Origin of the sequence: Rhizobium sp. RM (genome assembly GCF_013390595.1) — a bacterium.
Lineage (GTDB): Bacteria > Pseudomonadota > Alphaproteobacteria > Rhizobiales > Rhizobiaceae > Agrobacterium.
This window is the reverse complement of the sequence record NZ_JACAWV010000023.1, coordinates 259765-279921: the sequence shown is the minus strand read 5'-3', so window position 1 is coordinate 279921 and position 20157 is coordinate 259765. Positions and strand designations below refer to the sequence as shown.

Sequence of the window (20157 nt, the reverse complement as noted above, 5' to 3'; positions counted from 1 at the left end):
GTCGCCTCACTTGACCGGATAGCTGAAGGAAATGCGGGAGATGAGGCCGAAGACACCCATCATCAGCGACGAAATCACCAGATAAAGCAGCGTGATCGAGAAATAGACTTCAAAGGAGCGGAAGGTGTCAGCCTCTATCTTTTGCGCGACGGACGTCAATTCGTACGCCGCAATCGACGTACAGACCGATGTCGTCAAAGTCAGCATGATGAACTGGCTAGTGAGCGAGGGGTATACGGCGCGCAAAGCCGGCTTGATGACGATGTGCCGGAAGATCTGCGAGCGGTGCAGGCCAAGTGCCAGTCCGGCCTCTACCTGACCCTTCGGTATGGAATCGACGCCGCCGCGAATGATTTCGATGGCATAGGCTCCACCGTTCAAGGCGAGCGCGATGATCGCGGTGACAGTCGGGTTTAGCTTGATGCCAATCTGCGGGAGGGCGAAGAAAATGAAAAAGATCTGCACGAGAAATGGGGTGTTGCGGATCGCTTCGACAAAGCCGATGACAATGCCACGCAAAAGCTTGAAACGAGACCTGCGCGCGATGACGCCGAGGACGCCGATAACGGTGGCAAGGGACATGCCGGCGATTGCAAGGCCGATCGTCGCCAGGCACGCGACCAGCAACTCAGGCAGGCGTTCGTAAACCGCCGAAAAATCGAGACTGTATGACATTCTTCCTCCAACCCGTCCGGTGCGGACCAGTGCCTGGGGGCTCTGTCCACTGCGCTTTGAGACTTTCGGCCCCAAACTCCTCCATCCGGTATTTTGTCTCGCCTGAAGCGCAGTCTCCTCTCGCGCATTCTGGCTCCGTTAAGTTTGTTTGTACCAGTTAGTTCATTTTTGTGTCAAGCATTTCGATTGTTGAAAAACCCTGATTTTCACGATTTTTCTGTTTTGCTGCGATCCGTAAAAGATGTGTTATTTCAATGTGTAGCGACGATAAATGCAGACGGTTTCACGATGCACGAGGCGACCGTCGCGTGATGCGCTTTAAATGTGCCAGCAGGTGTCTTTCGTCGAACGCCTGCGGGCATTTTCGTCAGCTTTCAGTGCTACCCAGCTTGTCGATCTGCGTGACAAGCCGCTCGGCAACAAGCAATGCGTTTCCGGTTGCTGTAACCATTTGCGGCAGTACCAACCATTCCAGCATCCAGCCCGCGCCGGATCGTTCCTGCTCATGAACGAGCGACTGATGCAGCGCTGAAAGCTGCACAGCGTTATATCGTGCGAGCGTCACAAGCGTTTCGGCTGCAACGGGGTTTTGTTTATGCGGCATGGCAGAGGAGCCGCCGCCGCCGGACAGACGAATTTCCCCACCCATTTCGGCCAGAAGCGCGATGTCCTGTCCAATCTTACCGAGGCTCCCGGTTGTCAGTGCAAGCAGGTTACCGAATTCAGCAATCCCGTCACGCTGGCTATGCCATTGCGGCTTGTCGGTGAGGCCGAGCCGCGTCGCTAGGATGGCGCGCACGGTTTCAGCCTTGTCTGCGAGCTTTTCGAGCGTGCCGGCAGCACCACCGAACTGAACCGCAAAACCATTTTGCGCGTAGGTCTCCAGCCTGACAAAATGACGCTCCAGTGGTTCAGCCCAGCTCCGCACGCGGTCCGCGACGGTGATGGGTATTGCCGCTTGCATCCGCGTATATCCCATCAGCCTCTCTTTGCCGTCACGCGACGACAGGGCATCCAGGCCATCGGCAAGGCGCCCCAGCCGCGAAACGATAATTTCCGACGCCGCTTTCAGCCGAAGCATCAGGCTGGTGTCGATCGCGTCCTGGCTGGTCGCACCATAATGAACTTGATCTGCCGCGGGACCACCGACTGCCGATCGCAACTGCCGAACCAGTTCGGGCAGGACAACGCCATCTTTTGCAACGCCGTCCCGAAGCGCTGTCATGTCTGCGGAGAATGCAGACAGGCCGGTGACGATCGTTGCCGCCGCATCTGCTGGAATGAGACCGGCCTCCGCCTCTGCTTCAGCAAGTGCGACTTCGAAGCGCAACATCGCGTCGATATCGGCTCTCGCAGAAAACAGCTCGATAATTTCGCTGTCTCCGAAAAGGCCGGATAAAAACGGATGTTCGAAAGGCAGAAGGCTCATGTCTGGTTCCGGTATGTCTGGTCAGATATCGAAGAACACGGTCTCGCCTTCGCCCTGCAGGCGAATGTCGAAACGATAGGTGTTCCCTTCTTCCCTGGTGGCGATCAGTGTTGCAAGCCGGCTTTTATGCTCGACGCGGGCAAGCACCGGATCGGCGGCATTGGCTTCCTGCTCCTCCGGGAAATACATGCGGGTATGCAGTCCGATATTGATGCCGCGTGCAACAATCCAGAACGTGATATGCGGTGCCATCACGCGGCCCCCCTTGAAGGGGACAGGGCCTGGTTTGATGGTTTCGAACACGAATTCGCCGGTGTCCATGTCGCCCGGCGAGCGCCCCCAGCCAATGAAGTTGGGATCGGCGGCACCACGCGTTTCGCTCGGACTGTTGTAGAGCCCGTTCGAATCCGCCTGCCAGATTTCGATCAAGGCATCCTTGAGCGCATTGCCGCCGCCATCGTAGACCGTGCCGCGCACGGTGATGCGTTGGCCGAGGGCATTGTCGTTATAGAGCGCGCCCGAGCCAAGATCTTTTTCGAAGATGCCTTCAATACCCACGAAGTTCGGTGTGCAACCGATGTGAACGTAGGGCCCTGCCGTCTGCGAGGAGGTTTCTTTGAAGTAGTTGAGCGGCTGAACCATGGTCAGTTACCCTCCATGCGGTTCTCGAATACTGTCGAACGGCGACCGCGCAGCACGATATCGAATTTGTAAGCACGCATATCCATCGGGATAGTGGAATTCATGTCGAGCGGTGCAATCAATCGCCTGATCGCGTCTTCGTCAGGAATGGTTTTGACGATGGGACAATTCCAGATCATCGGATCGCCCTCGAAATACATCTGTGTGATCAGGCGCTGTGAAAAACCGTGGCCGAAGACCGAGAAATGGATGTGGGCCGGACGCCAGTCGTTCACACCGTTTGGCCAGGGATAGGCGCCGGGCTGGATCGTCTTGAACCAGTAATAGCCATTCTCGTCAGTAATCGTGCGGCCAACACCACCGAAATTTGGATCGATCGCCGCAAGATAGGATTCCTTCTTGTGACGGTAACGTCCACCTGCGTTGGCCTGCCAAAATTCGACAAGCGCCCCTTCGACGCCACGGCCTCGTTCATCGATAACCCGGCCGTGAACAAGAATACGGGGGCCGATCGGCATTTCGCCGGGCCGCGCATAGTTGAGGATGAGGTCGTTATCCAGTTCGTTCAGCATGTTATGGCCGAAAACCGGCCCGGTGATCTCGCTTTTGGTGCCATCCAGCGAAATCAGCGCGCGCTGCGGTGACCGCAGGATCGAGGTCTTGTAGCCCGGTGCAAAAGCTGGTGGATGGATGTCTCGGTCACGTGCGAAGAACGGCCCAGTTTCGGGCGGTGTGTTGCTCATTTCGTCTCCTCCTCACGAGAACTATCGGCGCGCATGCTTGCCAGCGCAAGCTTGGCGATCTTGAAGGCGTGGTTTGCGGCAGGAACCCCGGCATAGATTGCAACATGCAACAACGCCTCGCGAATGTCTTCGTCTGTCGCGCCGGTATTGACGGTTGCGCGCACATGCATTGCAAGTTCTTCATCCTGTCCAAGCGCTGCAAGCAAAGCGATGGTGACCATCGAACGCTCACGTTTTGTCCAATGGTTGCCAGACCACACGGTTCCCCAAGCGGACTCTGTAATAAGCTGTTGGAAAGGTTGGTCGAACGGGGTGGTCACAGCTTCAGCGCGATCGACATGGGCATCGCCCAGAACCGAGCGACGCGTTTTCATGCCGCGTTCAAATCTGTCTTTATTTTCAGCCATCGATTAGGCCTCCGGCAAGGTATTGAGAAAATCACTGACGGCTTTTGCATAGGCCGTCGGTTGCTCAAGGCAGGGAATGTGGCCGCATTGCTCAATGGTGATGGAGCGTGCACCCGGTATCAGGCTAGCGAGCGTCTCTATCAGCTCAGGCGGCGTCGAGCCGTCGCCATCGCCCGCGACGCAGAGTGTCGGGACCGAGATGCGGCGAGTGGCTTCGGTAAAGTCCGCGTCGCGAATTGCTGCACAGGTGCCGCTGTAGCCCTCTGCCGGCTGGCGGGCCAACATGTTGCGTGCGCCGGCGTAAATCACGTTCGACGGATCGCGGAATGCCGGTGTGAACCAGCGCTCCATGACCGGGTCGATCAGAGATGACAGGCCATCGGCGGAGATCTTTTCGATGCGGCCGTTCCACATGTCGGCTGTGCCGATCTTGTGGGCCGTGTTGCTGAGCACGAGTGCCTGCGCCAAATCGGGGCGGCGGGCGAAAAGGCCCTGCGCGATCAGGCCACCAACCGATAGACCCCAGATGATCGCCTTCTTGACGCCGAGATGATCGAGCAACGCGATCAGGTCATCGACGTGATCGTCGATCGAGTAGGGCGTAGCGCCAATATCGGACAAACCATGTCCGCGCTTGTCGTGCAGCACAAAGGCGTAGTTTTCGCCAAGCGCATCAATGACGGGCTGCCAGATGCGAAAGTCTGTTCCAAGCGAATTGATAAAGGCGATGACTGGCTTTCCGCTGCCAAGTCCCGTGGCGCGGAAGTGGATCGCGTTGTCGCCAGAACGCAGAAAATTCATGATGACTCCTCCTGCCGGCGATATTGCAAGTGCCATACGGTTAAGTAAAATGAGTTTATCGATGAAAATGATAACCTCTGGATTATGGATTGATGGTCGATCAGCGCATAAAGTTCCGACACTTGCAGACCTTCGTGGAGGTTGCGCGCCAGAAAAGCGTCATCCGAGCGTCGGAAATTCTCCATGTGAGCCAGCCGGCAGTTACCAAAACCATCCGTGAACTGGAAGAAATCCTCGGTGTATCGCTGTTTGATCGCGAAGGGCGCGGTATCAGAATAAGCCGTTACGGAGAGATCTTTCTGCGGCATGCAGGTGCGACGATGACCGCGCTCAGGCAGGCTGTCGATTCCGTTTCGCAGGAAGCTGGACGGGCAGGACCCCCGGTCAGGATAGGAGCTCTTCCAACCGTCTCGGTCAGGATCATGCCAAAGGCGATGGACGGTTTTCTCGCGGAAAAAACCGGAAGTCCCGTCAAGATCGTCACCGGGGAAAACGCTGTCCTTCTGGAACAGCTAAGGGTCGGGGATCTCGATCTCGTTGTCGGTCGTCTGGCTGCGCCGGAAAAAATGGCCGGTTTTTCCTTCGAACACCTTTACTCCGAAAAGGTCCGTTTCGTCGTCCGTGCAGACCATCCGCTTCTTGGTGAAGGCGTCTCCGTTTTCGAGCGCCTGCACGAGTTTCCGGTGCTCATGCCGACGCGGCAATCGGTTATTGGTCCTGTTGTCGAGCAATTCCTGATCGCCAATGGCGTTTCGGCCTTGCCCATCCGCATCGAAACGGTTTCCGATGCATTTGGACGCGCCTATCTGAGAACCAGTGATGCCGTCTGGATCATTTCCGAAGGCGTTGTCGCAGCGGATATCGCCGATGGGATTCTGGCGATCCTGCCCGTGGATACCGGCGATACCAGCGGCCCCGTTGGACTGACTGTGCGTGCAGATACGCAACCGTCATTGCCGCTGGCATTGCTCATGCAGGCCATTCGTGAGACGGCGAATGACCTACTTTCCGAACCCACCGGTCAGAACGGCAGGCCGACGTAATTCTCCGCGAGCGACGTGGAAGCAGCACGCGAATGCGTCAGATAGTCGAGTTCGGCTTCCTGAATGCGTTGCCCGAAATCTCCGGTTTCGGGGAACCGGTGCATCATTGTTGTCATCCACCAGGAGAAGCGGACCGCTTTCCAGACGCGGGCGAGTGCTTTTTGCGAATAGGCGTCGATGCCTGCTTCTGACTGTTCATTGTAAAATTCGATCAATGCCTCACTCAGGTAGTGGACATCGCTTGCCGCGAGGTTCAGACCCTTGGCCCCGGTTGGTGGCACGATGTGCGCGGCATCTCCTGCCAGGAAGAGACGGCCAAAGCGCATCGGCTCCGAAACGAAGGAACGCAAAGGAGCGATCGACTTTTCGAAGGAGGCGCCAGTCGTCATGGCTTGCGCATGTTCCTCGGGAAGTCGGGTGCGTATCTCGTCCCAGAAGCGTTGATCGCTCCAGTCCTCAACCTTGTCGTCCAGTGAGCACTGAATGTAATATCGGCTGCGTGTTTCCGAGCGCATGGAACAGAGTGCAAAGCCGCGCGGGTGGTTGGCATAGATCAGTTCATGACTGACTGGCGGCACATCGGCCAGAATGCCGAGCCAGCCAAACGGGTAAACACGCTCGAATTCCTGGATGGCCTTTTGCGGGACCGACTTGCGGCTGACACCGTGAAAGCCATCGCATCCCGCGATGAAATCGCAATCAATGCGGTGCGTTAAGCCATCTTTTTCATAGGTAACATAGGGACTTTCGCCATCGAAATCGTGGGGGATGACGTTTGATGCGTCATAGATTGTGGTCGCGCCGGCGCTCTCGCGCGCATCCATGAGATCATGTGTAACCTCTGTCTGGCCATAGACCATGACGCGTTTGCCGCCCGTCAGATCGAAGAGATCGATGCGGTGGTCACGGCCATCGAAAGCCAGAGAAAATCCGTCATGCGGCAAGCCCTCCCGGTGCAGTCGTCTCGCAGCCTCGACCTTCTCGAGGAGGTGGACTGTGCCCTCTTCCAGGACGCCGGCGCGAACGCGGCCAAGAATATAGTCCTTGCTGACGCGATCCAGAATAATGTTGTCGATGCCGGACTTCGCCAGCAACTGGCCGAGCAAAAGGCCCGACGGGCCAGAGCCGATAATGACGACCTGCGTGCGCATTGTTTCCTCCCGAAATTGTCTCCGGTCAAGAAATTGCCGTTGCCAAAGCAGGTTCTCAATGGACTTTTCGACGCAATGATTGCACAATCCGACCATCGGAGGGGAGGCCGAATTGAATGCGTGCTGCGATGGGAGATAGACTTTACGGGGAGGAGCTGGCACCAGACAGCGAGTTTCGGTTTCATTGCGAAACGCTTTATTCGAGAAGCAGCCTGCACCGGTTCGAGATCGGTTCGCACCGGCATACAGGTTTTCTGCAGATACTCTTTATTTCCGGCGGTGAAGGTGACGCCGTATTCGAGGAGCGGGTCGAGCCGATCAATCCGCCGGTCGCGATTGTCGTCCCACCGGGGTTCGAGCACGGTTTCAGATTTTCGCGAACGATTGAAGGCGTGATCGTTACGGTTTTACCGGGAGCGCTTTCAACCTCTGCGCAAGCCGTGCTGCGCCGTAATTTCGCAAGCCCCAAGCTCATGGCCTTGAAAGACATTCCGGAGCTTAATTTGCTTCAGTCAGCCTTCCAAACCATTTCACGAGAGTACATCGCGCATGAGGCGGGCTGGGACGCAATGATTGAAGGGCAGCTTGCTGTCGTTGCGACCTGGCTTGCCAGGATTGCCCGTCCGATCAGCCTGGAGAGGAGAGACGGTGTCACGGAAAAGCGCTTCGACCTTCTGCTTTCATTGATCGCTCGGCATGTACGCGAACCTCGTCAGGCTGCCTTTTATGCGGAAAGGCTTGGCCTTTCTCAAACGCATCTCAACCGGCTTGTCAGAAACGCCTGCGGCTTGAGCCTGCAACGACTTGTCGCCAGGCGACAACTCGAAGTCGCCAAGCAGGAACTGATTTTTACAGCCTCGACAGCAAGGATGATTGGCGAGGGTCTGGGTTTTGCCGATCCGGCCTACTTCAATCGGTTCTTCAGGCGCGAGACGGGTATGTCGCCTCAAGCCTGGCGCCTGGCCGAGCAGCAGAAAATGGCGGTCTCGGCCAAGGCTTTAGAAACCAATATGACGCCGTAAATCGTGAGTTTCAGTCTACCGTTCAGCCTTTGGCCGTTTCTATGAAACGGATGGCATCTCCGACGGTGATGATCTTGTCTGCCGCCTTATCCGGAATTTCAAGATTGAACGCCTCTTCGATTTCCATGACGATCTGTACGACTTCGAGGGAATCTGCATTCAGATCGTCGGAAAAACTCGCCTCGTTGGTGACTTTGTCGGCGTCCACCCCGAGTTGCTCTACGATGATCTGCGTCACGCGGGCCGCAACGTCGTAGTTTGCAGGTTCAATTTGGTTCGGAACATTCATTATCGTCACCTCAGTTCTAATCTTGCCTCCCGGTGTCGCATGATGCCCACCGATAGAAGGCGAAAATACCAATTGCCAGAAAAACGAGGATTATAAGGCTACCAAAGGTCGACATTGCATTCTCGATTTAACAGATCAAGACGGCACACTAGGCTTCGGACATCGAGTACGGCAACGATGATTTGGTAATGTATTGTATATCAAAAATTGCGTGGCGGCAGTTTCCGTATCTGAAACTTGCCGGTTTTTTATAAGTTGTTTCCCGCCCGAAATCGCCACTCTCCCGCCACGAATACCCTCGTTTTCTTCCGCTTCTTAGCCGACCGAAAAAAGGAGAATGGAATGAAACAATTTGGCAGGAAAGCCAGCCTCGCGTTTGCCGCCATGGTCACCGTGACATTTGTGATGACGCCGCCTGCGATGGCTGCGCCTTTTGATCTGCTGCATGGGACTGAAATCCTGGTCGCGCAAAACGCGCCCGGCGAGTGGAACGGTTACCACGGCCTCCGCGAGGGGCGTGACGGTTACAGACGTGGGCCCGACGGATGGTGGTATCCTCTGGCTGCCTTTGCGGCCGGCGCGATCGTCGGCGGAGCCGTCGCCGGTAACGCGCAGGAAATGCCGCCGCCCCCAGACAATGGAAATCCGCCTCCACTGCCGCCGCCGGGAGCAAGGCATATAGACGAGCGGGCGCTTTCCCCGGATCATTATGCATGGTGCGCGAAAAGATACAGGAGTTACCGGGCTGCGGACAATTCCTACGTGCCGCATGCCGGTGTGCGCGCACAATGCCTGTCGCCTTTCAACTGATTGCTCAAAGAAGCAGGCCCCGGCACGATCGCCGGGGCGGCTTCACGAAGAAACGGATGTTCCCAAGGGGCTCGCAATCGAGGCACGCTGGATCACCTCTGTTTCCAGCACCACGCGTCGGGCTGCGGCATCAAATCCGCTAAGGCGTTCGACAAGCAGCTTTGCCGCCATCTCACCAAGCCGGTAGACAGGTTGGCGTACCACTGTGACAGGCGGAGAGGTGACCGCTGTCCAATCGGCGTCATGAAAGGAAATGAGAGAAAGATCGTCGGGGATCGAAAGGCCTATTGCTCTTGCCGTCTTGAACACTTCAAGTCCGATAACACTATCAGATGCAATGATCGCAGTCGGACGATCCTTCGCTTCAAGCATCGCCCTTGCAATGTCACTGGCAAGTTCAGGCGTCGATGCGCCCATCTGAACAGTTGTTTCGCTTTTGCTGAAGCCTGCGTCGTGACAGATGTCGAGGTAACCCTCAACGCGGCGACGGACCGATCCGGTGTTGATGTCGCCTGGTGAGCGGAACATATGGTCAGGCGTGTCGCAGGCGGTCAGATAGGCGATGCGCCGATGTCCAAGGGCGATCAGCTGGCGTGTGACGCCTTCTGCAGCATTCCGATCATCGGCGATTACGGTATCGACCTCGAAGGCCTCTATTGCCCGATCAAGCAAGGCGAGAGGGCGTCCTGAACGGGCAACCTCCCGCAAGTGCTCGACGTCGCTTTCCTTGGCGGGTGAAACAATCAGGCCATCGACGCGCTTTGCGAGCAGTGTGCGGATCGCTTCTTTTTCCGCGCTGACGTCCTCGCCTGAATTGATGAGAATAACCGTGAAGCCGGCTTGGCGAGCGACATCGGTGATGCCGCGCATGGCGAGGCTGAAGAACGGGTTCTCGATATCCCCGACGACAACCCCGATCGTGCCCGAGCGTCCTGTCGTCATGCTGCGGGCGAGTTCGTTCGGACGGTAGTCCAGCGCACGGGCAGCTTCCGTGACGATCTCGCGAACACGTTCGCTGACGGTTCCGTATCCGCCCAGGACGCGCGCCGCCGTCGCTTTCGAGACGCCTGCCTTGCGGGCGACATCGGCGACGGTCACGGAGCTGTTTTGGGGCGAATTCGGTTCCATGAAACAAGCCTTACAAGAGATATTGACGAGTAGCAAATGCGAAGATAACAATTGACTGAAATCAAAGAGACCGGTCTCAATAGAGAAAGAGACCGGTCTCATAATGAAATTTCTAATTCATCGGCATGTGATCACATGGTCCGGACGCGAGCTGCAATGTCTTCGTCCGGGTGGGACCCGTGTGGCTTCAAAAATCGCAAAACGTTACCACCAGAGGAGAATGAACCAATGACATTTTCACAAGCAATAACGTCACCTTTCACCAGAGTTCGTGCAGCCATTCTGGGACTTGCCGTTGGTCTTTCGGCCTCGGTCAGTGCCATCCCGGCCCATGCTGCAGAAAATCCCTATGGCCTGATCGACGCAGGTACAATCAGCGTTGGCACGATGGGCGACGCCAAGCCTTACGCCTTCACCACCGCAGACGGCAGTTTTACCGGTTTTGATATCGAGCTCTTCCTCAATGTCGCCGAGCGTCTCGGTTTCAAGAAAGATCAGGTCATCTTTACCGGCCAGGAGTTTGCCGCTCTCATGCCGTCAGTCGCAAACAGCCGCTTTGATGTTGCCGCTGCCGCAATCGGAACGACCGCCAAGCGCAAGGAGACTGTGGACTTTTCTGATGGTTACCTCGCCGGTTATCTCACTGTGCTGACACCGGAGGCAAGCATCAAGGATGCAGCCGGTCTCAAGGGTAAGCGCCTTGGTGTCGTGCAGGGGACCCTGCAGGAAATCTATGCCCAGAAGAACTTCGCAGATGCTGATCTCGTAAAATTCCCCGATAACAACACGGCCGTCTCGGCCCTCAACAATGGCACGATCGACGCCCACTTCCTCGACTACGAGGCAGCGAAGGATTACTCCGGCCGTTACCCGGCACTCAAGATTGCTGTCAATGTTCCAAGCTTCGATGCGCCTGCCGGCTTCGTCATCCGAAAGGGCAACGATGCGTTGCGCGACGCGCTGAACAAGGAACTGCATGCCGCAATGCAGGACGGCACCTGGAAGAAGCTGCACGAGAAGTGGTTCCCGGGTACGCCGATGCCAGAAGCTTATCTTCCCAAGCAGTGATGCCACCTCCCGGTCCGGCTCCCCGGGGTCGGACCGGCTTTTCTTCATGCAGGGGAATATCAGATGAACTGGCTCGAGAACTTACGTCGCAGCTTCCTTGACTGGAATGCTATGGCAGAAGTCCTGCCGACCATGATTACGGTTGGATTGAAGAATACGCTGATCCTGGCTGCCGCATCGACGGTGCTCGGTGTCGTGATCGGCATGATACTCGCTATCATGGGCATATCGCGCTCTGCGTGGCTGCGTATACCTGCCCGTATCTACACGGATATCTTTCGCGGACTTCCAGCCATCGTGACCATTCTTTTGATCGGTCAGGGATTTGCCCGCCTCGGGCGCGAATTGTTCGGCCCATCGCCTTACCCGCTTGGCATCCTTGCGCTCAGCCTGATTGCTGGCGCCTACATTGGCGAGATTTTCCGGTCTGGCATCCAGAGCGTCGAGCGCGGGCAGATGGAGGCTTGCCGGGCGCTCAGCATGAGCTACGGGCAGGGGATGCGGCTGATCGTGGTGCCGCAGGGTGTGCGCCGAGTGCTGCCGGCATTGGTCAACCAGTTTATCGGCAATGTGAAAGATTCCAGCCTTGTCTATTTTCTGGGGCTATTGGCCTCGGAACGGGAAATCTTCCGTGTTGGCCAGGACCAGGCTGTCGTAACCGGCAACCTGTCACCACTCTTGCTCGCGGGCATCTTTTATCTCGTCGTTACTGTTCCGCTGACACATGTCGTCAACGCGATCGACTTTCGTCTTCGGGTCGGTAAACAACGCCCAACAGCGATCACCAGCGGTCTTGAAGAGGTCCGTGAACTCGACAGCGCCTCTCGCTCCACCCAATCGTCGTTCACGGGCGGTAGTGTGGATGTTCGCCAGCTCGATATGGCCTATGGTGACCTCGATGTCCTGAAAGGCGTCGATCTACAGGTCAAGGCCGGAAGTGTCACATGCATTATTGGACCGTCCGGTTCTGGAAAGTCGACGCTGCTGCGCTGCCTTAACCGTCTGGTCGAGCCGAAAAGCGGCGACATCCTGGTTGACGGGCAGAGCATTCTTGCGATGAAGCCGGAACGATTGCGCCGTCGTGTCGGTATGGTTTTCCAGCATTTCAATCTCTTCCCCGATCACACAGCGCTTGAAAACGTCATGTTGTCGCTCACGAAGATCAAGGGCATGTCCAAGGCAGAGGCCGAGCGTATCGCCAAGGCACGCCTTGCCGATGTCGGTCTGGCGAGCCGTCAGCACCATCGGCCAGGTGGTCTTTCTGGTGGTCAGCAGCAACGCGTGGCAATTGCCCGTGCCTTGGCGATGGAGCCGGAAGTCATCCTGTTCGATGAGGTGACAAGTGCTCTCGATCCGGAACTGGTGAAGGGTGTTCTCAACCTCATGGCCGACCTTGGAAAACAGGGCATGACGATGATCGTCGTGACCCATGAGATGGGCTTTGCCCGGCGTGTGGCGGACCAGGTTGTGTTCATGGATGAGGGGCGTGTTGTCGAGGCAGGAACGCCCGCAGCAATTTTTGATCATCCGCAAAGCCCGCGCCTTCAGCGCTTCCTTGCGGAAGTGCTGTGAGATCGGCGCGCAGGAGAAGACAATGACAAAGACAATTAGATGGGGTGTGCTTGGCTGTGCAGGGATTGCGGTCAAGGCCGTTATCCCGGCCATTCAATCCAGTCGTCTTGGCAGGGTCACAGCGATTGCGTCGCGTGACCTGACCAAGGCCGAGGAAACCGCGGCATCTTTCGGGATTGCCAAGCCCTATGGCAGCTACGAGGAGTTGCTCGCCGATCCAGAGGTGGATGCCATTTATAATCCGCTCCCCAATCACCTTCACGTGCCCATGACCCTCAAGGCGCTGGAGCGTGGCAAACCTGTGCTTTGCGAAAAGCCGATCGCACTCAATGCAGAAGAAGCCGCGGTGTTGGCAAAAGCGCAGGCTAAGGCGCAGCTTCCTGTCGCTGAAGCGTTTATGGTGCGTCACCATCCGCAGTGGAAACGGGCGAAAGCTCTCATTGCGGAGGGGCGCATCGGAGAGTTCAGGGCGATCCAGACGATCTTTTCCTATTATCTCGATGATCCAGCGAATGTTCGAAACCAGGCATCGATTGGTGGCGGTGGGCTGTTCGACGTCGGTTGTTACGCCATCAATACAGCGCGTTTTCTGTTTGATGCCGAGCCGTTGCGCGCCATCGCCTTGATGGAGCGTGATCCGGCGTTCGGCACAGATAGGCTGACGAGCGGGCTGATGGAGTTTCCAGGCGCGCGCCAGCTTGTTTTCACCTGCGCGACGCAACTGGCGCTGACCCAGAAAGTAACGATCCTGGGGACCCGCGGTCGTATCGAGATAAAGGTGCCGTTCAACGCCCCGGCAGATGAGGTGACGGTGATCGCGATTGATGACGGGCGTGATCTCTCCGGCGGCGGATGCGAGGAGATCATTATCGATCCCGTCGACCAGTATCGCGAACAGGTCGATGCCTTCGCATCTGCCATTTTGACAGGAACGCCGCTTTCCGAAGGCCTCGACGACGCTGTCGCCAACATGAAGGCGATAGACGCGCTGATGCGCTCGACGACGAGCGGACGCTGGGAAAGCCCCTGATCATTTTTACCGATCTTGACGAACAACCATCGAAAGACACGATAATGAGCGACACCATCATCACTTCAGCCATCATCATCGGCGCCGGCATCTTTGGCGTTTCCACCGGTTTGCAGCTCGCCCGTCGCGGCGTGAAGGTCACCATCGTCAATGATGGGCCACCGGCAAACGGTGCATCTGGCCGTTCACTCTCCTGGTTGAACTCGGCCAGAATGCGCTCCGAGCCTTATCATCTCTTGCGGATGGCAGGGATCGATCGCTATCGCACGCTTGCTGCCCGTCATCAGGATGCGGACTGGTTGCGTTTCGAAGGTGGTCTCACCTGGGATGCAGAAGGCGAAGGCAACGGCATAGAACGCGCCTTCGCATATGAAACCTCGATCGGCTATGACGCCAGGCACCTGTCTTCTCAGGCCATTGCAAACTCGACGCCAGGTGTTGATACGCGGGCGGTGACGGCGCCGGGGGCGATCTTTAATCCTGGCGAAGGCTGGGTCGATCTGCCGCGACTGATCGGTCATCTTCTGGAGGAATTTTCCGCTCTTGGCGGCGTGCTCGTCACTGATCAGGGAAAGGCGAGCGTCATAGTCGAGGAAGGGCGTGCCGTTGGCGTGGTGACAACGTCGGGCAGCCGGTTCAGCGCGGATGTGGTTGTTCTGGCGACGGGGCCTGACGTGCCAAAAATGGCGGCGGAATCAGGTTTGACAATCGGTGACGATACCCCGATTGCCCTTCTGGTACAGACAAAGCCGCTCGACCACCCCCTTGCGGCGGTGTTGAACACGCCGCGTGTCGCCGTACGGCCAGCGCCAGGCGGGACGTTTTCGATTGATGCGGATTGGGCTGCCGATGAAGGCGTCAAGATCAAGGCAGATGGAAGTCACGAGATCGACCATTCGGTCGTCGAGGCCTTGCTCAGGGAAGCGTCCAAGGTCTTGGAAGGCAATCCGGAGCTCGAGGTGGCGTCCATCGGTGTTGGTGGCAAACCTATCCCAGGCGACGGTGAGCCGGTCGTTGGGGCGCTAAAACGTATCCCTGGTTATTATGTTGCTTTCAGTCACAGCGGTGCGACGCTTGGCCTGATCATTGGTGAATTGCTGGCCTATGAAATCGCCACCGGTAAAGAACACCCCATGCTGGCCACCTTCCGGCCGGAACGTTTCGAGCAGCGCGGTTAAACGCCCGACGTTCTCCTACCCGGAGAGGCTGTCCTGCACGTCTCTCCGGTCTTCCCTGCCGCCGCAGCGAAATTCTACGACAAAAGACATCTACATATTTATCGGAAAAACTGATATAGATCCCATATTCTGATGTTGGGAGCTATGATGAGTTCGAAATTCTTGGTGATTGATCCTCGCAAGGACCTGGGTGCTTTGAAGGGGATATTTGCTCTTCCTCGCATCCAGCTTTTGCAGGAAATCGCAAATCATCCCGGCATCAACGTCAATGAACTTGCCGAAGTTTCCGAGCTTCCGCAATCATCCGTCTCGTCCCACCTCAAGATCCTGGAAGAAGCCGGTCTTATTCGTACCGAATCGAGACGGGCAAAAAAGGGAAATCAGAAGGTCTGTTTTGCCGTCTATGACGAATTGATCGTGACGCTGCAGCCTGCTCCCGAAGCAATTCGCGACAATGTCATCGAAGTTTCAATGCCGCTTGGGCTTTACACCAGCAACGCGGTGACCGCACCTTGCGGCATTTGTTCGACGGAAGGGATAATCGGCCTCCTCGACGTTCCGGAAACCTACATGGACCCGGAGCGCATGAAAACCAGCCTGTTGTGGTTCACGAGCGGATTTGTTGAATACCAGTTTCCCAATAATGCCAAGCTTCGCGGGGAGTTGATCGAATCCGTTGATGTCGTGATGGAGGTCAGTTCGGAGGTGCCCGGGACGCTTGCGAACTGGCCTTCCGACATCGTCTTGTCGATCAACGGTGTTGAAATCGGTGTATGGACCTCTCCGGGCGATTTCGGAGATCGGCGCGGCACATACACCCCGGCATGGTGGAAGCTCCAGGGGTCCCAATACGGCATGCTCAAGACCTGGTCCGTCGGACCTGGCGGCACTTTTGTCGATGGGCACAAGATTTCCGATATCAAGGCAAGCGATCTCGGGCTCAACGAGCACAGATCCGTGCGGTTGCGTGTGGAAGTCAAGGCAGACAGCAAGCATCCAGGCGGCATCAACATTTTTGGTCGCGGCTTCGGCAACTACGATCAGGACATTCTCCTTCGGCTGAAAACTCTGAGCGAGTAACGGGAGCGAGACCTCTTTCAGGTCTCGCTTCGCAGTGCAGCACAATATCCCCATTGACAACGCGTCCGCCTCTGTCGAAGTATATCGAAAATTACGATGCATATCGCAATAATTGATTGTTATGGAGGAGACATTCATGAAGGCTCGTATAGCCGTCCATCGCGACTTCAAGATCAGCGACATCGATGAAAGGCTGTATTCGGCCTTCATCGAACACATGGGACGGGCGATCTACGGTGGTATCTATGAGCCGGGTCACCCGCAGGCTGACGCCCAGGGTTTCCGCAAGGATGTTCTGAAATTCGTGCAGGATCTGAAAATCCCCGCCATTCGTTATCCCGGTGGTAATTTCGTATCGGCCTACCGCTGGGAAGACGGTATCGGTCCGCGCGAGAACCGTCCTGTTCGTCTCGATCTCGCGTGGCGTTCGAAGGAGACCAACCAGATTGGCATCAACGAGTTTGCCGACTGGTCCAAAATGGCCGGCATCGAAATGATGCTTGCGGTCAATCTCGGTTCGCGCGGACTGGAAGACGCCCGCAATTTCCTTGAATATGTCAACTTCCCGGGCGGTACGACGTGGAGTGATCTGCGTCATTCGCATGGCAAGCCGAATGGCCATGATGTCAAGATGTGGTGCCTGGGCAATGAAATGGATGGTCCCTGGCAGATCGGACACAAGGTCGCAACCGAATATGGCCGCTTGGCCAATGAGACCGCAAAGGCCTTCAAGGGCTTCGACAAGGACATTGAGGCGATCGTCTGCGGCAGCTCCAACGACGGAATGGCGACCTATCCCGAGTGGGAACGCGAGGTTCTCGAGGAGTGCTATGAGAATGTCGACTACATCTCGCTGCACAAATATTTCGGCAACAAGAGCAAGGACACGCTGAACTACTTCGGCAAGATCGAGGAGACCGGCCGATACATTCAGACGATTGCCGGTGCGATCGACTACGTGAAGGCGAAGAAACGAGCCAAGAACGACGTCTATATCTGCTTTGACGAGTGGAACGTCTGGTATCACATTCGCGACGAGGACAGCCATCGCTGGCGCACCTGGGACTGGCCGGAAGCGCCGGCACTTCTCGAGGAAACCTACAATTTCGAAGATGCGCTGTTTGTTGCGGGTCTCCTCAATGAATTCATCCGTCGCTCGGACCGTGTTCGTATTGCCTGCATCGCGCAGCTTGTGAACGTCATTGCTCCAATCCGCGCTGAAAAGAATGGCCCCGCATGGCGCCAGACGATTTATCATCCCTATCGCTTTGCTTCGATCTATGGCCGCGGTCAGGCTTTGAACGTCGCTGTTGATGCACCGACCTACGACTGCAGTGTTGCGGACGATGTCTCCTACCTCGATGTTTCCGCCGTCTACAACAGGGACGAGGGCATGTTGACGTTGTTCGTCGTCAACCGTCACCTGACGGAGAAGGCCGAGCTTGACGTCGGGTTGACCGGCTTTTCCGATCTCTCTCTTGCAGAGCACCATGCAATGGAAGGTTACGGTCTGAACGAGACCAACGGCCCTGACCGGCCAGATCATGTAGTTCCAAAGGCTGGTTCGGGTGTTGGTGTGGAAGACGGCAAGCTCAAGGGCGCAATTGCACCGCTTTCCTACCACGTCTTCCGTCTCAAGCTGAATTGAGGCCTGGCATGGGCATCACACTCAGCAATGTCAAAAAGAGCTTCGGCGCGGTGGATGTCATTCATGACGTGAGCATGGAAATACCCACCGGTGACTTCGCAGTCTTTGTCGGACCTTCCGGCTGTGGCAAGTCCACGCTTTTGCGCATGATTGCAGGACTGGAAGACACAACGGCGGGCAAGATCACCATCGAGGGCAGGGATGTTACGGACGTGGAGCCAGCCAAGCGCGAGGTCGCGATGGTGTTCCAGTCCTACGCACTCTACCCGCACCTGACAGTCTTCGAAAACATGGCCTTTTCCCTGAGGCTGAAGAAGACGGCCAAGACGAAGGTGGATGAGATGGTGAACGAGGCAGCACGCATCCTTCACCTCGAAGATCACCTCAAGAAACGGCCATCCGAACTTTCGGGTGGTCAGCGCCAGCGCGTCGCGATCGGGCGGGCGATCGTTCGCCAGCCGAAGGTGTTTCTGTTTGATGAGCCGCTGTCCAATCTGGATGCTGAGCTTCGTGTACAGATGCGGCTCGAATTGGCCAAGCTTCACAAGCAGATCGGCGCGACGATGATCTATGTCACGCACGACCAGGTGGAAGCGATGACCCTGGCGGACCGGATATTCGTCCTCAAAGGCGGGGTGGTCCAGCAGGCTGGCAAACCCTTGCAGCTTTACGACAATCCCGACAACCAGTTCGTCGGCGGTTTTATCGGCTCGCCCGCGATGAACTTCCTGTCGGGCAGGGTGCTCGGTCGCACGGACGGTAGTTTGCGGATTGGTATCGATGGAACAGACAGGGAGCTTACAGCTGAGATCACCAACGATGTCGCTGATGGAACCCGCGTCAGGGTCGGGCTTCGGCCGGAACACCTGCATACGGTGGATAACGGTATTCCTGTAACCGTCGACATGGAGGAGGACCTCGGTGGTGTCTCCTACCTGCATACGCGGCTTGCAGACGGACGGCCAATTGTTGTCGAGACGCGCGGGCGCCGCGATAGCCTCGACGGCCAGACAATCTCTCTTGGCGTGGCGCCCGGTGACATCCTTGTTTTTGCAGAGGACGGGCAACGGCTTCGCTGAGCGTCGCAGTGAATTGGTTCAACCGCCACCGACGGGAGAAGGGTGGCTTTCAGGAGGAGGAAATGGGCATGCGATACAGAAGTCTGCTTGCAGCGACGGCTATGGCCCTGATGGCGATACCCGCAATGGCCCAGGAAAATGTCACATGGTGGGATTTCCTGAGTGGTGGTGACGGTGTGCGTATGAAAGCGCTGATCACGCGCTTTAATGAAGAACACCCAGACATCAAGATCACCGGCACGACGCTGGAGTGGGGTATTCCCTTTTACACCAAGGTTCGCACATCCGTGGCTGTCGGGCAGGGGCCCGATGTGATGACCTACCATCTTTCACGCCTCCCGCTTGGTCTGGAAGAGGGCGTGCTTGATGAGATCACCGACGAAGATCTGAAAAATGCAGGCGTCACGAAGGAAAGTTTCTTCCCGGCGTCTGTCAAGGCAGCTAGCTCCGATGATGGCAAGCTGCATGCCATGCCTTTCGATATTCACTCCATCGTCCTCTATTACAACAAGTCCTATCTGGAAGGTTCGAAGTTCCTCGACGCCGATGGCAAGTTGACCGGCATCAATAATCTCAAGGATTTTGAGGAAGCTCTGGCGCTCGCCAAGGAGAAGGGTGCCGCCGCGCCGGTGTCATATGCGACCGGCGACGATGGCGGCACTTTCCGTGTGTTCTATACACTGCTGCGCCAACAGGGCGGTGAGCTGATCACCGGCAAAGAGGTCCTTGCAGGCGATAATCTGGAAAAGGCCGCCAAGGCAATTGAAGTCATGACGACCTGGGCCGACAAGGGCTGGCAGCCCGAGCAGGCGGAGTACGAAGCGTCCGTGGCGCTCTTTACATCTGGCAAGTCTGCCTTTTCGCTGAACGGCGTGTGGGAAGTGCCCACCATGATCGACCTCGCGAAAAAAGGATCGCTCGGATACGAGTGGGGTGCTGTTCAGGTGCCGAACCTGATGGGAACACAAACCACATGGGCGGATTCCCATGCCTTTGCGATCCCGGCAAACAACAAGATGACGCCAGAAAAACGTAAGGCCGTCATGACGGTGATCGGCTGGATGGAAAAGAACTCGCTCTCATGGGCCGAGGCCGGCCATATTCCGGCCTACAAGGAAGTCGCGGAGGGCGAAGCATTCAAGAAGATGGAGCCGAATGCGACCTATTCGGCGCTCGCCAATACGGCCTCCTATGATCCTCGCTCACCGATCGCAGGTGTGGCATCGCCCGCCTATGACGCGGCCATCAACATCATCTCGCCAGCCATTCACGGTTATGCCGAGCCGATGGCTGCAGCAGAACAGATCAAGCAGGATCTGCAGGACAAGCTCAAGTAAGCCGATGCGAAGGCCGCGCGTTTAA

20 protein-coding genes are annotated in these 20157 nt (G+C 56.8%); 11 read left to right on the top strand and 9 right to left on the bottom strand.

The features are described from left to right. Window positions 1-6 precede the first annotated feature (6 nt). The 6 genes from HWX89_RS23930 to pcaD form a co-directional block, all read right to left on the bottom strand. Entirely contained in the window at window positions 7-675 is a 669-nt protein-coding gene (locus tag HWX89_RS23930) for an amino acid ABC transporter permease (RefSeq protein WP_138792809.1), read from the bottom strand. A 367-nt stretch (window positions 676-1042) separates the two neighbouring features. Then, window positions 1043-2104 (bottom strand): 3-carboxy-cis,cis-muconate cycloisomerase, encoded by a 1062-nt coding sequence (locus HWX89_RS23925; protein ID WP_138792808.1) that lies wholly within the window; start codon window positions 2102-2104, stop codon window positions 1043-1045. Between the two features lie 21 nt (window positions 2105-2125). Next, window positions 2126-2746, bottom strand: coding sequence for a protocatechuate 3,4-dioxygenase subunit alpha (pcaG, locus tag HWX89_RS23920; RefSeq protein WP_138792807.1), 621 nt, complete (start codon window positions 2744-2746; stop codon window positions 2126-2128). A 2-nt stretch (window positions 2747-2748) separates the two neighbouring features. Then, window positions 2749-3489, bottom strand: a complete 741-nt coding sequence (gene pcaH / locus HWX89_RS23915) for a protocatechuate 3,4-dioxygenase subunit beta (RefSeq protein WP_138792806.1) — start codon at window positions 3487-3489, stop codon at window positions 2749-2751. Further along, entirely contained in the window at window positions 3486-3896 is a 411-nt protein-coding gene (gene pcaC / locus HWX89_RS23910) for a 4-carboxymuconolactone decarboxylase (protein ID WP_138792805.1), read from the bottom strand. Before pcaC ends, pcaH begins: the two co-directional genes overlap by 4 nt. A gap of 3 nt (window positions 3897-3899) precedes the next feature. Further along, on the bottom strand, window positions 3900-4697 hold the full coding sequence (pcaD, locus tag HWX89_RS23905) for a 3-oxoadipate enol-lactonase (RefSeq protein WP_138792804.1): 798 nt from the start codon (window positions 4695-4697) through the stop codon (window positions 3900-3902). Window positions 4698-4789: 92 nt separating this feature from the next. Here pcaD and pcaQ point away from each other — a divergent pair, with 92 nt between their 5' ends. Continuing rightward, a complete protein-coding gene (pcaQ, locus tag HWX89_RS23900; RefSeq protein ID WP_138792803.1) occupies window positions 4790-5740 on the top strand; it encodes a pca operon transcription factor PcaQ in 951 nt (316 codons plus the stop codon). On the opposite strand, the gene pobA is transcribed toward pcaQ, so the two are convergent. Beyond that, entirely contained in the window at window positions 5719-6891 is a 1173-nt protein-coding gene (gene pobA, locus HWX89_RS23895; RefSeq protein ID WP_138792802.1) for a 4-hydroxybenzoate 3-monooxygenase, read from the bottom strand. The two genes, pcaQ and pobA, sit on opposite strands and share 22 nt — an antisense overlap. A 116-nt stretch (window positions 6892-7007) precedes the next feature. Here pobA and HWX89_RS23890 point away from each other — a divergent pair, with 116 nt between their 5' ends. After that, window positions 7008-7913: a helix-turn-helix domain-containing protein gene (locus tag HWX89_RS23890; protein ID WP_138792801.1), complete on the top strand. Its 906-nt coding sequence runs from the start codon at window positions 7008-7010 to the stop codon at window positions 7911-7913. Window positions 7914-7935: 22 nt separating this feature from the next. Here the strand turns inward: HWX89_RS23890 and HWX89_RS23885 are convergent, their stop codons facing one another. Continuing rightward, on the bottom strand, window positions 7936-8202 hold the full coding sequence (locus HWX89_RS23885) for an acyl carrier protein (RefSeq protein ID WP_138792800.1): 267 nt from the start codon (window positions 8200-8202) through the stop codon (window positions 7936-7938). Window positions 8203-8544: 342 nt separating this feature from the next. Between HWX89_RS23885 and HWX89_RS23880 the strand changes: the two genes are divergently transcribed. Then, a complete protein-coding gene (locus tag HWX89_RS23880) occupies window positions 8545-9012 on the top strand; it encodes a BA14K family protein (protein ID WP_138792799.1) in 468 nt (155 codons plus the stop codon). Window positions 9013-9054: 42 nt separating this feature from the next. On the opposite strand, the gene HWX89_RS23875 is transcribed toward HWX89_RS23880, so the two are convergent. Beyond that, window positions 9055-10140 (bottom strand): LacI family DNA-binding transcriptional regulator, encoded by a 1086-nt coding sequence (locus HWX89_RS23875; RefSeq protein ID WP_138792798.1) that lies wholly within the window; start codon window positions 10138-10140, stop codon window positions 9055-9057. Window positions 10141-10368: 228 nt separating this feature from the next. On the opposite strand from HWX89_RS23875, the gene HWX89_RS23870 reads away from it, so the two are divergent. The 8 genes from HWX89_RS23870 (at window position 10369) to HWX89_RS23835 (ending at window position 20132) form a co-directional block, all read left to right on the top strand. Next, window positions 10369-11208 (top strand): ABC transporter substrate-binding protein, encoded by an 840-nt coding sequence (locus HWX89_RS23870; protein ID WP_138792797.1) that lies wholly within the window; start codon window positions 10369-10371, stop codon window positions 11206-11208. A 63-nt stretch (window positions 11209-11271) separates the two neighbouring features. Beyond that, a complete protein-coding gene (locus tag HWX89_RS26490; RefSeq protein ID WP_138792796.1) occupies window positions 11272-12780 on the top strand; it encodes an amino acid ABC transporter permease/ATP-binding protein in 1509 nt (502 codons plus the stop codon). Between the two features lie 22 nt (window positions 12781-12802). Then, window positions 12803-13810, top strand: a complete 1008-nt coding sequence (locus HWX89_RS23860; protein WP_138792795.1) for a Gfo/Idh/MocA family protein — start codon at window positions 12803-12805, stop codon at window positions 13808-13810. Window positions 13811-13854: 44 nt separating this feature from the next. Further along, window positions 13855-14988, top strand: coding sequence for an NAD(P)/FAD-dependent oxidoreductase (locus tag HWX89_RS23855; RefSeq protein WP_138792794.1), 1134 nt, complete (start codon window positions 13855-13857; stop codon window positions 14986-14988). 147 nt (window positions 14989-15135) lie between these two features. Further along, on the top strand, window positions 15136-16068 hold the full coding sequence (locus HWX89_RS23850) for an ArsR/SmtB family transcription factor (protein ID WP_138792793.1): 933 nt from the start codon (window positions 15136-15138) through the stop codon (window positions 16066-16068). Window positions 16069-16204: 136 nt separating this feature from the next. Further along, window positions 16205-17716, top strand: a complete 1512-nt coding sequence (gene arfA, locus HWX89_RS23845) for an arabinosylfuranosidase ArfA (protein ID WP_138792792.1) — start codon at window positions 16205-16207, stop codon at window positions 17714-17716. Window positions 17717-17724: 8 nt separating this feature from the next. Further along, window positions 17725-18795, top strand: coding sequence for an ABC transporter ATP-binding protein (locus HWX89_RS23840; protein WP_138792791.1), 1071 nt, complete (start codon window positions 17725-17727; stop codon window positions 18793-18795). Between the two features lie 68 nt (window positions 18796-18863). Further along, on the top strand, window positions 18864-20132 hold the full coding sequence (locus HWX89_RS23835) for an extracellular solute-binding protein (RefSeq protein ID WP_138792790.1): 1269 nt from the start codon (window positions 18864-18866) through the stop codon (window positions 20130-20132). Window positions 20133-20157: the final 25 nt, after the last annotated feature.

What these genes read in the sequence shown, in the direction of transcription:
- HWX89_RS23880 (WP_138792799.1), top strand. Translation starts at nt 8,545, where the DNA reads ATGAAACAATTTGGCAGGAAAGCCAGCCTCGCGTTTGCCGCCATGGTC.
- HWX89_RS23855 (WP_138792794.1), top strand. Translation starts at nt 13,855, where the DNA reads ATGAGCGACACCATCATCACTTCAGCCATCATCATCGGCGCCGGCATC.
- HWX89_RS23930 (WP_138792809.1), bottom strand. Translation starts at nt 675, where the DNA reads ATGTCATACAGTCTCGATTTTTCGGCGGTTTACGAACGCCTGCCTGAG.
- HWX89_RS23890 (WP_138792801.1), top strand. Translation starts at nt 7,008, where the DNA reads ATGCGTGCTGCGATGGGAGATAGACTTTACGGGGAGGAGCTGGCACCA.
- pcaD (WP_138792804.1), bottom strand. Translation starts at nt 4,697, where the DNA reads ATGAATTTTCTGCGTTCTGGCGACAACGCGATCCACTTCCGCGCCACG.
- pcaH (WP_138792806.1), bottom strand. Translation starts at nt 3,489, where the DNA reads ATGAGCAACACACCGCCCGAAACTGGGCCGTTCTTCGCACGTGACCGA.
- arfA (WP_138792792.1), top strand. Translation starts at nt 16,205, where the DNA reads ATGAAGGCTCGTATAGCCGTCCATCGCGACTTCAAGATCAGCGACATC.
- pobA (WP_138792802.1), bottom strand. Translation starts at nt 6,891, where the DNA reads ATGCGCACGCAGGTCGTCATTATCGGCTCTGGCCCGTCGGGCCTTTTG.
- HWX89_RS23835 (WP_138792790.1), top strand. Translation starts at nt 18,864, where the DNA reads ATGCGATACAGAAGTCTGCTTGCAGCGACGGCTATGGCCCTGATGGCG.
- pcaG (WP_138792807.1), bottom strand. Translation starts at nt 2,746, where the DNA reads ATGGTTCAGCCGCTCAACTACTTCAAAGAAACCTCCTCGCAGACGGCA.
- HWX89_RS23850 (WP_138792793.1), top strand. Translation starts at nt 15,136, where the DNA reads ATGAGTTCGAAATTCTTGGTGATTGATCCTCGCAAGGACCTGGGTGCT.
- HWX89_RS23840 (WP_138792791.1), top strand. Translation starts at nt 17,725, where the DNA reads ATGGGCATCACACTCAGCAATGTCAAAAAGAGCTTCGGCGCGGTGGAT.
- HWX89_RS23925 (WP_138792808.1), bottom strand. Translation starts at nt 2,104, where the DNA reads ATGAGCCTTCTGCCTTTCGAACATCCGTTTTTATCCGGCCTTTTCGGA.
- pcaC (WP_138792805.1), bottom strand. Translation starts at nt 3,896, where the DNA reads ATGGCTGAAAATAAAGACAGATTTGAACGCGGCATGAAAACGCGTCGC.
- pcaQ (WP_138792803.1), top strand. Translation starts at nt 4,790, where the DNA reads ATGGTCGATCAGCGCATAAAGTTCCGACACTTGCAGACCTTCGTGGAG.
- HWX89_RS23875 (WP_138792798.1), bottom strand. Translation starts at nt 10,140, where the DNA reads ATGGAACCGAATTCGCCCCAAAACAGCTCCGTGACCGTCGCCGATGTC.
- HWX89_RS23870 (WP_138792797.1), top strand. Translation starts at nt 10,369, where the DNA reads ATGACATTTTCACAAGCAATAACGTCACCTTTCACCAGAGTTCGTGCA.
- HWX89_RS26490 (WP_138792796.1), top strand. Translation starts at nt 11,272, where the DNA reads ATGAACTGGCTCGAGAACTTACGTCGCAGCTTCCTTGACTGGAATGCT.
- HWX89_RS23860 (WP_138792795.1), top strand. Translation starts at nt 12,803, where the DNA reads ATGACAAAGACAATTAGATGGGGTGTGCTTGGCTGTGCAGGGATTGCG.
- HWX89_RS23885 (WP_138792800.1), bottom strand. Translation starts at nt 8,202, where the DNA reads ATGAATGTTCCGAACCAAATTGAACCTGCAAACTACGACGTTGCGGCC.